Here is an 11,639-nt window from a genome sequence, read left to right on the forward strand (position 1 = left end):
GCTGTGTATAAGAGACAGGTCAGGTGGTGTGTCATCAGGGTGATGGCGGCGATGGAAGGCAAGAGAGGGTCATAGCTGTGTGGCCGTGCGGATCAGCCCAGCGAGGGCGAGGGAGCGGCTGTGCGCGGGCCAGGCGATGTGGGTGACGACGGGGGGTGCGTCGGTCAAAGGGACGGCGGTGTGCTCGGCCCACAGCCAGGCGCGGGCGGAGTCGGGGAAGACGGCCACGGTGCGTCCGAGGGCGATCAGCTGGGCCAGCTGCGTCTGATCGTGGATCTCGGGGCCTGGGCCGGGTGGATACGTGCCGTGGCGGGACCAGCGGGCGAGCGGAAGATCGGGGATGTCGCTGACGTCGGCCAGGGACAAAGTCTTGTGCGCGGCGAGGGGGTGCCCGGCGGGCAGGATCGCGATCTGCCCCTCGGTCATCAGTTCCTCGCTGTCGAACCCAGCGAGGGAGTTGAACGGCGCGTGCATGAGCGCCACATCAGCGCGGCCATCGCGCAGCATTTCTTCCTGCTCACACGTGCCGCTCGGTAGCACCTCGATCTCGGCGGCGTCAGGCTCGGCCGCGTAGGCGTCGAGGAGCTTCTGCAGCAGCTCGTGAGACGCGGCGGCCTTCACCGCCAGCACCAGGCGGTGGCGGGGGTCACCTGGTCTGTCGGCGCCACCGGCGCGACGGGTGCGGCGAGCGGCGGCGGTGGTCGCGTCGAGGGCTGCGCGGCCCTCCTGCAGCAGTACCTGTCCGGCGCCGGTCAGGGAGACACCGCGGCGGTTACGTTTCAGCAGGGAGACGCCGAGGCGCCGCTCGAGCTGCTGGATCGCCCGGGACAGCGGTGGTTGGGCCATGCCGAGGCGCTCGGCGGCGCGGCCGAAGTGCAGTTCCTCGGCGACGGCCATGAAGTACCTCAACTCGCGGGTCTCCAAGGTGTCCACGGCCGCACCATACCTCACTGATACCTACCAGGTATGACAGGGCACTGTATCGGTGTTGGATGCGCCGCTCGTCCGCGAGCGAAGATCGACGGCATGAGCGAAACGAAGATCGCGCTGGTGACCGGCGCGAACAAGGGAATCGGATACGAAATTGCGGCCGGGCTGGGCGCCCTCGGGTACCGAGTGGGCGTGGGAGCCCGCGACGAGGCCCGGCGCGAGACCGCCGTTGAGAAGCTGCGCGCCGCCGGGGTGGACGCATTCGGGGTGCCGCTGGACGTGACCAGAGACCAGAGCGTCACCGATGCCGCGGACCTGATCGAACGGCAGGCCGGGCGCCTGGACGTCCTGGTGAACAACGCCGGTGTCTCAGGAGAGACGGGGCCGGGGTGGGTGCAGGACCCGACCACGCTCGACCTCGACATGGTCCGCACGGTCGTGGAGACCAACGTCATCGGTGTCATCCGGGTGACCAACGCGATGCTGCCGCTGCTGCAGCGCTCGGCGTCGCCACGCATCGTCAACGTCTCCAGTGCTGTCGCCTCCCTGACCCGGCAGGCGGACCCGGACATCGAGATCGGCCCCATCATGGCGGCCTACTCGCCGTCGAAGTCGTTCCTCAACGCCGTTACCGTGCAGTACGCCCGGCAGTTCGCCGGTACGAACATCCTGATCAACGCCGCCTGCCCGGGCCTGGTCGCGACCGACTTCACCGGCTTCCAAGGGCCCCGCACTCCTGAGCAGGGCGCAGCCACGGCGATCCGGCTCGCCGCGCTGCCCGACGGCGGCCCGACCGGTTCGTTCTTTGAGGACGACGGCGTCATCCCCTGGTGACCCCGAACCTGTCGTGATCATGCCGTAAGCCCTGCATGCCGCGCCGGTCGGGGGTGATCGGCGGGATACTTGTTCGGCTGGGTCCCGGACTGGGCGTCTGTGAGGGTTTTGTGGACGACGCCGACGGAGACCTTCACCCCGGCGGCGATGGTGCGGATGGATTCCCCGCGCCGGCGACGGTCGAGGATCGCGGCGCGTTTGTCGTCGTCGACCACGGGGCGGCGGCCTCCGACCTTGCCTTGCTTTCGGGCGGTCTCCAGACCGTTCTTGGTCTTGCGGACGATGTCGCGGCGGCGGTCCTCGGCCAGGGCGAGGGCCAGGTCGAGGATGAAGGAGCGTTCGGTGTGCTCGCCGACGGCGATGCCCTCCAGCACCTTGACGCCGACGCCTTGCTGGAACAGGTCGTTGAGGACGATCAGTCCTTCCAGGAGGTTGCGGCCGAGCCGGTCGACTTCCTGGACGGTCAGCAGGTCGCCTTCGCGGATGTAGGACAGCGCGGTGAGGAGGTCGGGCCGGTGCGATCGTCGCTCAAAGCGGCGTCGACTGGACCTTCGTCCGTCCCGCCCGCCTCCAGGACCAGCCGCCCACCGGAACCTACCGCGTCCTGGACGGCGCGAACCCCAAGGGCGGATGGAAGCTCACCCGCACGGACCTCGCACAGTTCATCGCCCGCGAGCTGAATGACCGCCAGTGGTCTCGCGCGGCCCCCACCCTCGCCCAGTGACCCCGCTGATCTGAGCTCCTCAGCTGGGGCTAGCGCTGTGCGCGTCCAGAGGCTGATTGCGCCTCGTCGCGTCGAAAGTTGAACCGCATCGTTCTGTGATGTGGCTGCTTCCCTACAGTTGATCGCCGGGCTTGTCGACGACCTTGGCGGTCATGCGTGCGGTCCACGCCAGAGGGGTGCCCGCCTTGACCGTGCGTGTCGCGCCGCCAGGAAGGTCGAAGGTGCGCTCGGCGACGCTCTCACCATACGTCCCAAGGAACCGGTAGTCCTGCGCGCTCACAATGATCTCGTAGCGCCCCGAGGCTCCCGTGTAGACGAACGCGGCCCCGTGGCGGCCCGCCGCGTCGATCGCGTCCTGCTTGACCGAAACGCCCTGGATCGTGGGCAGTGCCCGGAACAGCGCGGCCCGCACGTCGGCGACCAGCGGCTGGTCGCTCAGCAACTGGGAGATCGTCTGGAAGATCCGCTCCTGCCTGGTCGCGTCGGCGTCGTCGAACTCCGAGACAGGAGTGGTGTCGACGCTCGCCCCGATCCTGGCGATCATCTGCTCGGGGGTGACCGGCGCTCTGGCCAGGTCCGCGCCCGTGATGCCGGGGCCGACCTCATGGATGACGAGCTTGCCCCGTCCGTCGTCCAACGCGGTCTGCTTGCCGTCCATGCTGTGCCACGTCTCGAGGGTGACCCGCTTGCCGCGATCCACCTCGGGCTCCGGCTCCTTGCGGAGTGGAGCGATCGTCTGCTGCACGTACAGCCAGCGGCCCGTCGACGGCGTGATCTTGTACGGGTCGATCGCGGCGCTCCTGGCCGCCTTGTCGCCGAGCTCTTGAACGCTGGCGACCGAGGTGGTGGCAGGTTGTCCATCGCCGCGTACCGCGAGGATGCCCGCGCCGACGGCCAGCGCGACTGATGCGGCGAGCGTCAGACGCCAGGCCAGGCGCGGCCTGCGCCGCCTCGGCGCGGGCACCGGTGGCATGGGGACCGGCTTGCGGATGGCCTGTAGCAACCGGGTGCGCGCCGCCTCCTTCGCCTCGCCGGTGATCGCCGGGGTGGCCTCGAGGAACCGTCCGAACTCGTCCATCATGCGTCCTCTCTCGTCTGATAGCCGGTGCCAAGGGCGGCCCGCGCCTGTTTGCGGGCCCGGTGCAGGCGCGAGCGCACGGTTCCGATCGGGATTTCGAGCGCCTGCGCCACCTCCTCGTAGGCCAGTTCTCCCAGCGCCACCAGCAGCAGCACGTCGCGATCATTGCTGGCCAGGCCCGTCAGCGCCCCTGCTAGCCGGCGGTCCTCGGCCTGCGCGGCGACGCGCCCGATCACCGCGTCGGCCATCGGCTCCGGCGGTGGCTCCGCACCGGTACGCGCCAGCGCCCGCAGGAACCGCTCCTCATCACGCCGCTGCCTGGCGATGAGGTTGGTCGCGATGCCGTACAGCCACGGCCTGGCCAGCGGCTGCGTGTGATCGTAGGAAGGGCGGCAGCGGAAGGCGGTCAGGAACGTTTCCGCCACGATGTCGTCGGCGGCCTGCACGCCCAGCCGCCGCGCGACATAGCGGTGGATCTGCTCGACGTAGCGGTCGAACACTCCGGCGAACTGCTCCGGGTCGTCGATTGACCGGCGAATGAGCTCGGCGTCGTCCGCCTCGACCATCTCCTCCGGTGGGGTTCGTGTCATGCCTGCTGTTTCCCGATGGGACGAATCGAGTTCTCGACGGCCACGAGCCCGGTGCGTGAACCTGTCCAGGGCCTGCGGGCAACAACGGGCCAGACGATCTCCCTGCGCCCGAGAGGCTCACGATGACCTTACGCAATTGGCTCATGGCCGCGCTGCTGGCGGGAGCGGCCGCTGCCACCCCCACGCCCTCACCCGCGGCTCATGCCGGCACCGGCACGTCGAGCAGTGTGACATTGATCACTGGCGACCGGGTCGTGGTCGCCGGCAACGGTTTCCGCGTAGCTCCCGGTCCTGGCCGGCAGGTGGACTTCACCAGCCAGATGCACCAGGGCCACCTGTACGTGATCCCGTCCGACGCCCGGACGTTGGTCGCCGAGGGGGCGCTTGACCGGCGGTTGTTCGACGTCACACAGCTGCTGGCCTGGCGATACGACGACGCCCGCAGATCCGACATCCCCCTGATCGCCCAGTCGGTGCAGGTGCCCACGGCCGCCCGCCAGGCTCGGTGGCTGGCTGGCGTCGGCATGAGCACGCTCCGCGTGCCCAAGGCGAGCGCGGGCCAGGCGTGGAAGGACCTGACCAGCGGCGCCCGTGCCCTGGGCACAGGGAGCACGAAACTCTGGCTGGACGGCCGCCGCTCCTTCGACCTCGATCAGAGCGTCAAGCAGATCGGCGCGACCGAGGCCTGGAAGCTCGGCCTGACCGGCAAGGGCGTCACCGTGGCCGTACTCGACTCCGGCTACGACCCCGACCACCCAGATCTGAAGGAGGCGGTGGCCTACGAACGCAACTTCAGCGAGGACCCTGACATCCGCGACACCCTCGGCCATGGCACCCACGTCGCCTCGACCGTCGCCGGAGCCGGGGAGAAATACCGGGGCGTTGCGCCTGACGCGGAGCTGGCCATCGGCAAAGTCGGCGGCACCGACGGCGTCGCTGACTCTGCCGTCCTGGCGGGCATGGAATGGGCCGCCCTCGAGATCAAAGCCAAGATCGTCAACATGAGTATCGGCGGGCCCGACACCTTGGATCTCGACCCCTTGGAAGAGGCCGTGAATTCCCTGTCGGCGCGGACAGGCACGCTGTTCGTCATCTCTGCTGGAAACGACGGGCGGCCCGCCACGGTATCGAGCCCCGGCAGCGCCGACGCCGCTCTCACGGTCGGCGCGGTCGACAGGTCGAACCGGATCGCCGACTTTTCCAGTCAAGGACCGCGGCAAGGCGACCATGCGATCAAGCCGGACATCACCGCGCCGGGCGTGAACATCGTCGCCGCGGCAGCCGGTGGCGCCTACCAGACGCTCAGCGGCACGTCGATGGCCGCGCCGCATGTGGCGGGAACCGCCGCGATCCTGGCCCAGAAGCACCCCGAATGGACTGGCCGGCAGCTCAAGGCGGCGTTAATCGGCAGCGCGTCGCCCTCGGCCGATGCGACGCCGTACCAGCAAGGCACCGGCCGTGTGGATGTGGTCCGCGCCGTTGAGCAGCAGGTCGTGGCCCTACCGGGTGATCTGTGGGCCGCCTTCCCCTGGAACGGCCAAGATGAGCGGGTGGCCACCAGGACCCTCACCTACGCCAACGCCGGCGCCACCCCAGCCGCTCTCGACCTCACCGTCGAAGGGGAGACGCTGAAGCTGTCCACCCAACGACTGGAGGTGCCCGCGAAAGGCGAAGCGTCGGTCACACTCACCATCGATGCCAGCCAGAAAGCGCCAGGCGACTACCCCGGCGTCGTCACCGCCACGTCCGGTGAGACCATGATCCGCACGCCGTCCGGCGCGTACGTCGAACCCGAGTCGTACAACGTGAGCGTCACCGTCATCAGCAGGGACGGCAACCCCGCCCATCCGTACGTCCAGCTGTACGACCCGAAGACCGGCGCTTTCCACGAGCTCGCCTTCCAGGACGGCATCGGCAAAGCCCGCCTGCCAGTGGGCAATTGGAACCTCTATGCCGACATCAGCGACCGGGAGACCGGGAAGACCGTCGCGCACACCGCGGTGCGCATCGCCGACCGCGACCAGCAGCTGGTCGTGGACGCGCGCAAGGGAGAGCCGGTACGGGTCACCCTGGACGATCCAAGCGCGGCCCCGCAACGCGGCCACATGCTGAACCTGGCACACGGCACATGGGGCATCGCGCAATTCTCAAGCGAGGACCCCAACACCAGGCTCTTCATCGTCCCCGCACGCCAGGAGGGCCTGCGCTACCTCCTCAGGACCATCTGGTCCAGCAAGGACGCCGTGCCGAGCCCGTACATGTACGATCTCGCCGACCACCGCACCGGCGGCCTGCCCGAAGATCCCACGTACACCGCCAGGCAGAAGGACCTCGCCAAGGTGAGCGCAACCTTCCGCGCGTCCGGCACGGCGGCCACCGGCGTGCCCCTCAGCGGACCGCGCTTCCGCGCCGACTGGCCGGTGTTCCTGGCATCGCCGCCCCATGACCTGGACCTGCCCGGCAAGCTCACCTATTACCGGACGCCCGGCCTGATCTGGGACAGCATGCTCGAACTCGGCGCCTCCACACTCGCCGACAACGGCCAGGCGATGAAGCCCGGACAGCACACCCGGCAGACATGGAACGTCGCGGTGACCGGTCCGGCAACCGCCGGAATTCGCGGCAGCCGTACCGGGGACACGTTGACCTTCTCCGCGGTCGGGCTGTTCACTGACCGCGTCCCCGGCAGGGTCGGAGCGGACGGTGCGGCCACCGGCACCGCCACCCTCAGCGGGAACGGGCACGTGCTCGCCGAGGCGAACCTCGCCGACTGCGTGCTCGACAAGCGGGAAAGCTGCCGCCTCCAAGCCATGCTGCCGGCAGCGTCCGCCACCTACACGCTGCGTGCGTCCATGCGCAGGCAGGTGCCGTACTCCGTGCTCTCCACGGCGGTGGAAAGCGTATGGACGTTCCGGTCGGCGCGTACGGAAACGAAGCGGCCGCTGCCGCTGATGGCGGTTCGCTACGCGCCCGGCGGACTCGACGATCTCAACCGCGCCGGGCCCGGCTCACTGACCGAACTGCCCATCAGGGTCGAGGGAGCTGCCTCGACGCTCAAGCTGGAGCTCTCCTCCGACGACGGCACGAGCTGGCGTGCCATTCCAGTCCATCGCACCGCGACGGGATGGACCGCCATGGTGCCGAACCCGCGCACGCCCGGATTCGTCTCGTTGAGGACAACGGCCAACGGCGCGTCCGGCACCACCCTTACCCAGACGATCATCCGAGCCTACGCCGTCGGTCCAGGCTGATCGCGATGCATCGATATCAACCACATGTCCGTCGTCACCAAGGAGGTCGTCGAAGCCGCCCGCAAGAACCTCGTCATCGGCACGATGTGACTTTGGCAGTCACCCCGTCACCCAAACCCTAGCCCCACCAGACCACCTCCTCTGAAGGCTGTTGTCCTCCACGTTTCAGCTTTCGCCGTGCGAGGGGACAACGGCCTTCAGCTCGCGCTCACCGATACCGCTCCCGGCGACGGCAAGTAGTCCATCACACCGGTTCGCTACTCTCTCCCGTGATCATCCGCCCGGCGAGAGGCTAAGGAAACCGCGCTCGCGCTGGTCGCAGCGGGTTTCGACGTGGCCGGCACAGGCCGCGACACCTCGCGCGTCACCCCGCTCCACGGTGTGACGTTCCTCGACCTCGACGTGGTCAGTGACAAGTCGGTCACCGCCGCGGTCCAGCAGGTGATCGAGCGGTTCGGGCGGATCGACGTCCTGGTCAACAACGCCGGCATCGGCTCGATAGGTGCGGCCGAGGAAACCTCCGTCGCGCAGGCCCAGGGCGTCTTCGACATCAACGTCTTCGGGGTCATGCGCATGGTGAAGGAGGTCCTGCCGCACATGCGCGCCCGGGGACGCGGGCGCATCATCAACCTCTCGTCCGTACAGGGGTTCATCCCCGCTCCCTACATGGCCGTCTACGGCGCGTCCAAGCATGCGGTCGAGGGCTACCGGGTCTTCGTCAACCTTCCCCGCTGGGGCGACGACGTCCCGTTCACCGTCGCCGAACTGCGGGGCGGGAAGCCGGTGGCCTACCCCGACGCCGAGGTGAACCGCGAGGACGCCTCTGACCTGGCCGGGCACTTCCAGTCGGTGCAGAGCGTTGTCGTCGACCCAGCCGACCGGCTGACCGATTTACCCGACGCGACCACGTCGCCAGACCTCCCGAGGTCATCTACGAGACCACGCGTAGCGCGCCAGGGTGGCGGCCGGTGAGCTGATCGAGTACAGCAGAGGCGGCTTCGTCGGCGGAGAGGTAGACCAGCATGCGCTGCTCGTCGGCGTCGGGTAGCTCCAGCGTCTCGAAGGCCAGTCGCAGCTCGCCCGCCTCGGGATGGTCCCCGGGCAGGGCTATTCCTTGATGACGTTGTCGCGTGGACCGCCGTAGACAGGGTTCCTGTCGAAGCGCTTGTCGGTGACGAGCAGGCGGATCAGTCCCGGGTTGCGGATGGACTCCTCCGCCTCCCAGACGATCCAATTGTCGCCGACGTGTTTGGTCTGCGTGCGGAGTACGCCGTAGCCGCCCGGGTTGTCCGGCGCAACCGCCATGATCAGATACTCGACCTTCAACCCGTGCCTCTTGAGTTCGGGCAGGACATCGCCGACGGTCTTCTCGTCCACCCGGAAGCCGGCGAGCGAGCGGCCCTTCGTGGTGGCCAGCCGGTAGTCGGACTTGGCGAACTTCTTCGGCTCGTGTGACGTGTCGGGCACGAGAACGCAAGGGGCGACCGGGCCGCTCATGAGGATCGTGCTGGTGCTGTGGTCGTTGATCGTCCAGACGAACGTCTGGCCGGGCTTGAAGAGCTTGGTGTCGATCCGCATCTGCCAGCCAAGGCTGTGTTCCTCCCCGGGGATGTTCTCCGGCACGGAGTACAGGCCGCGGGGAATGTCCCGTACATGGGTTCCGCGTGGTTCCTCGCACCACTTGCCCGGGGGCGCGTAGTCGACGATGGCCGGGACGTTGAGCTCCTTCAACCGCTTCGCCAGCCCCGCCTTGTCGCGGAAATCCCGGACCTGGACGTACACGACACCGTCGGGTTCCTTGGTGACCGCGTAGGAAGGGGTGCCGCTCTCCTTCAGCAGGCTCGGCCCCACCACGATGCCCACGGCGAGCAGCCCCGCGCCCGCCAGCCCTAGGGCCAGCCGCTGGACAGAGCGTTGGGCAGGGCGCCGGCGGGGGCGGACGGCGGACGGGCCGGGCTGCTCGGCGGCGATTGAGGCCAGCAGCTTCCGCGCCCCCACATCGGAGGCGTGCCCTCCCGGCTTGCCCGGTTCCACCCGGGCCAGCGCACGCGTGATCTCGTCGATGTTCTTCATCACAGATGTCCCTCCGCGGGGGCCAACCGGCTTTCCGATGTGAAGTGCACGTCCGCCTCGGCGAGCGCGCGGGCGAAGCGCCTGCGGGCGCGGTGGAGTCTGATGCGTACGGCGTTGCGCGACATACCGAGCACGGTGGCGATCTGCTGTCGGTCCAGTCCCTCCCAGGCGACCAGGGATAACACCTCCCGATCTGTGTCCGGTAAGGCCCGGAAGATCTGCGCGATCGCCGTCAGCTCGACCCCGCTGTCGGGCGCGGCCTGGTACAGGTCGGCCATTTCGGCATCGAGCTCCACACTGAGGGCCTGGCGGCGCACCTCGACCCGATAGTGGTTGGCCAGCACCTTGCGCGCCACGCCATACAGCCACAGCGTGGCCTGCTCTCCGTCCGGCACTTCGCCCATCCGCCGCCAGGCGATGGCAAAGGTTTCCGCCACGACGTCCGCCGCATCCTGCGGCGAGTGGCAGCGACGGGCCGCGTACGCCGTGATCTGGCCATACGTCTCCCGGTAAACGGACTCGAACCTGGCCAGCTCACTACCCACGGGCTGGTCCCGCGTCCGGTCTCCTCGGCATCCCCATGGCCGCCTCCTTCATAGCTTTGATTTACGGACATCTGTGCCTATGTAGGAAGTCGGGCCATCATTTCGTGCCAGGGCGGAGAGATTTCGCGGCTATCCCGCCGCAGCGAAGGGCCGAACTCCGGATGGCCGTCGGAGATCTCGGCGACCTGGACCGGGACGCGTCGGTCGAAAGGGTCGCCTACGTACGGCTCGACCACCCGGTGTTCCGCCAGCGGGAGGCGCAGGTGCAGACCGCCTTGGGGCGGCGGTTGCCCTGGTCGGTGACGCAGTTCACGGGGCTGCTGGTCTCACTGCTGTGCCCGCCGCGCTAATGGATGAACGAATCCAAGGGTTCGCAACAGTGCTTGTTTGAGTGTGTGTAGGTGTGTATGAGGTGACAGGAGTTGCTGTCGGAGCTGGTGGTGATCCTTGCGGGGTGGGCGCAGGTGCAAGATACAGCCGACCCCCGTGACGTCGGTGGCCTGTAGACCGCCGGCAAAAAGGGACGTGAATCGCTCGAATGTTCTACCCCACCGGGTCAAGTATCAGTAGTCTTACGGTCACGTTCGGTAAGAATCGGGAGGTGGGCGGGGGACATGCGGCCGGATCTGGGCGCCGGTGATCGGCCTCGGGTGATCTCGCGGGCTTCCCGCCGTTTCGTGCGGGGCTGCGTGCGCCCGCTCTGGCGCGGGGCCGAGCGTGGCTGAGCTGCGGGCGATCGATGCGCCGTTCGTCGCTGCCGGGCCGTCGGGGGTGGCGGTCCGGGATCGTCTCAAGGGGCTGACCGTCCAGGACGAGAGCGTGCTGCAGTCGGTGGGGGCGCATCTGGGCGCGCTGGCCTCAAGGGATCTGGCGGTGCGCTGCCGTGACGGGCTGGCCCACAGCGCCGAGCGGTGGGCGGCCCGCAAACGGGAATTGACGCCGCTGTCGTCGGCGCGGTGGGCGGGGGCGATCACCAAAGCCGTCCACGATCAGTGGGCGCTGGCTCGGCGCGGGCAGGCCGACCACCTGCGCAGCCTGGAGGCGGGGGTCGCGACGATCGCGCATCGGCTGTCGTTGCCGGTGGGGCAGAAGGGCACCAAGAACGCCCCCGGTGGGTACCGTTCGCGGCAGGAGTGGTTCGCCAAGTCCCGCCGCCTGCACGTGCTCAAGGACCGGCTGGCCGCGGTGCGGGCCGACTGGCGGGCCGGGCGGGTGCGCATCGTGCGGGGCGGCAAACGCCTGCTGAACACCCGCCACCACCTGCAGGCCGCAGGCCTCACCGAAGAGCAGTGGCGGCAGCGGTGGCAGGCCAGACGGTGGTTCCTGCAGGCCGACGGGGAGTCGGGCAAGCGGTACGGCAACGAGACCATCCGCGTCAGCCCAGACGGGCAGGTGAGCCTCAGGCTGCCGGGGCCGCTGGCGCACCTGGCCAACGCGCCGCACGGCCGGTACGTGCTGTCGGTACGGGTGCGGTTCGCGCACCGGGGCGCCGACTGGGCCGACCGCGTGCACGCAGGCCGGGCGGTCGCCTACCGCATCCACCTCGACCTGCAGCGCGGCCGCTGGTACATCACCGCCTCCTGGCAGATTCCGCCCGCCCCGGCCATCCCCCTG

At 68.8% G+C, this 11,639-nt stretch carries 9 protein-coding genes and 3 pseudogenes; 6 read left to right on the plus strand and 6 right to left on the minus strand.

Annotated elements, in window-relative coordinates; translation table 11 throughout:
- Nucleotides 1-69: 69 nt before the first annotated feature.
- Entirely contained in the window at nt 70-933 is an 864-nt protein-coding gene (locus tag EJK15_RS62720; RefSeq protein ID WP_138719826.1) for a LysR family transcriptional regulator, read from the minus strand.
- 93 nt (nt 934-1,026) lie between these two features.
- On the opposite strand from EJK15_RS62720, the gene EJK15_RS62725 reads away from it, so the two are divergent.
- Nucleotides 1,027-1,764, plus strand: coding sequence for an SDR family oxidoreductase (locus tag EJK15_RS62725; protein WP_138719827.1), 738 nt, complete (start codon nt 1,027-1,029; stop codon nt 1,762-1,764).
- Nucleotides 1,765-1,781: 17 nt separating this feature from the next.
- On the opposite strand, the gene EJK15_RS62730 is transcribed toward EJK15_RS62725, so the two are convergent.
- On the minus strand, nt 1,782-2,396 hold the full coding sequence (locus EJK15_RS62730) for a recombinase family protein (RefSeq protein ID WP_138719828.1): 615 nt from the start codon (nt 2,394-2,396) through the stop codon (nt 1,782-1,784).
- On the opposite strand from EJK15_RS62730, the pseudogene EJK15_RS78205 reads away from it, so the two are divergent.
- A pseudogene (locus EJK15_RS78205) lies at nt 2,333-2,488 on the plus strand (hypothetical protein); the annotation flags it as partial. The gene EJK15_RS62730 and the pseudogene EJK15_RS78205 overlap by 64 nt on opposite strands.
- Nucleotides 2,489-2,600: 112 nt before the next feature.
- Here EJK15_RS78205 and EJK15_RS62735 read toward each other — a convergent pair.
- Nucleotides 2,601-3,569, minus strand: coding sequence for a CU044_5270 family protein (locus tag EJK15_RS62735; protein WP_138719829.1), 969 nt, complete (start codon nt 3,567-3,569; stop codon nt 2,601-2,603).
- A complete protein-coding gene (locus tag EJK15_RS62740) occupies nt 3,566-4,156 on the minus strand; it encodes an RNA polymerase sigma factor (RefSeq protein ID WP_138719830.1) in 591 nt (196 codons plus the stop codon). The genes EJK15_RS62735 and EJK15_RS62740 overlap by 4 nt, the downstream gene beginning before the upstream one ends.
- 122 nt (nt 4,157-4,278) lie before the next feature.
- Between EJK15_RS62740 and EJK15_RS62745 the strand changes: the two genes are divergently transcribed.
- Together EJK15_RS62745 and EJK15_RS75770 are read left to right on the plus strand one after the other, a co-directional pair.
- Complete coding sequence (locus tag EJK15_RS62745) at nt 4,279-7,407, plus strand: S8 family peptidase (RefSeq protein ID WP_138719831.1); 3,129 nt, start codon at nt 4,279-4,281, stop codon at nt 7,405-7,407.
- A gap of 303 nt (nt 7,408-7,710) precedes the next feature.
- Nucleotides 7,711-8,379 (plus strand): annotated as a pseudogene (locus EJK15_RS75770) (SDR family NAD(P)-dependent oxidoreductase); the annotation flags it as partial.
- A gap of 135 nt (nt 8,380-8,514) precedes the next feature.
- Here the strand turns inward: EJK15_RS75770 and EJK15_RS62765 are convergent.
- Both EJK15_RS62765 and EJK15_RS62770 read right to left on the minus strand, forming a co-directional pair.
- Nucleotides 8,515-9,480, minus strand: coding sequence for a hypothetical protein (locus tag EJK15_RS62765; RefSeq protein ID WP_138719832.1), 966 nt, complete (start codon nt 9,478-9,480; stop codon nt 8,515-8,517).
- Nucleotides 9,480-10,025, minus strand: a complete 546-nt coding sequence (locus tag EJK15_RS62770; protein WP_138719833.1) for an RNA polymerase sigma factor — start codon at nt 10,023-10,025, stop codon at nt 9,480-9,482. The genes EJK15_RS62765 and EJK15_RS62770 overlap by 1 nt, the downstream gene beginning before the upstream one ends.
- A 161-nt stretch (nt 10,026-10,186) precedes the next feature.
- Here EJK15_RS62770 and EJK15_RS62775 point away from each other — a divergent pair, with 161 nt between their 5' ends.
- Nucleotides 10,187-10,375: a hypothetical protein gene (locus EJK15_RS62775; protein ID WP_206062063.1), complete on the plus strand. Its 189-nt coding sequence runs from the start codon at nt 10,187-10,189 to the stop codon at nt 10,373-10,375.
- Between the two features lie 367 nt (nt 10,376-10,742).
- Nucleotides 10,743-11,639 (plus strand): annotated as a pseudogene (locus EJK15_RS62780) (IS200/IS605 family accessory protein TnpB-related protein); the annotation flags it as partial.

The organism is Nonomuraea basaltis (assembly GCF_005893125.1).
GTDB lineage: Bacteria > Actinomycetota > Actinomycetes > Streptosporangiales > Streptosporangiaceae > Nonomuraea > Nonomuraea basaltis.

What these genes read in the sequence shown, in the direction of transcription:
- EJK15_RS62765 (WP_138719832.1), bottom strand. Translation starts at nt 9,480, where the DNA reads ATGAAGAACATCGACGAGATCACGCGTGCGCTGGCCCGGGTGGAACCG.
- EJK15_RS62775 (WP_206062063.1), top strand. Translation starts at nt 10,187, where the DNA reads ATGGCCGTCGGAGATCTCGGCGACCTGGACCGGGACGCGTCGGTCGAA.
- EJK15_RS62735 (WP_138719829.1), bottom strand. Translation starts at nt 3,569, where the DNA reads ATGATGGACGAGTTCGGACGGTTCCTCGAGGCCACCCCGGCGATCACC.
- EJK15_RS62725 (WP_138719827.1), top strand. Translation starts at nt 1,027, where the DNA reads ATGAGCGAAACGAAGATCGCGCTGGTGACCGGCGCGAACAAGGGAATC.
- EJK15_RS62745 (WP_138719831.1), top strand. Translation starts at nt 4,279, where the DNA reads ATGACCTTACGCAATTGGCTCATGGCCGCGCTGCTGGCGGGAGCGGCC.
- EJK15_RS62740 (WP_138719830.1), bottom strand. Translation starts at nt 4,156, where the DNA reads ATGACACGAACCCCACCGGAGGAGATGGTCGAGGCGGACGACGCCGAG.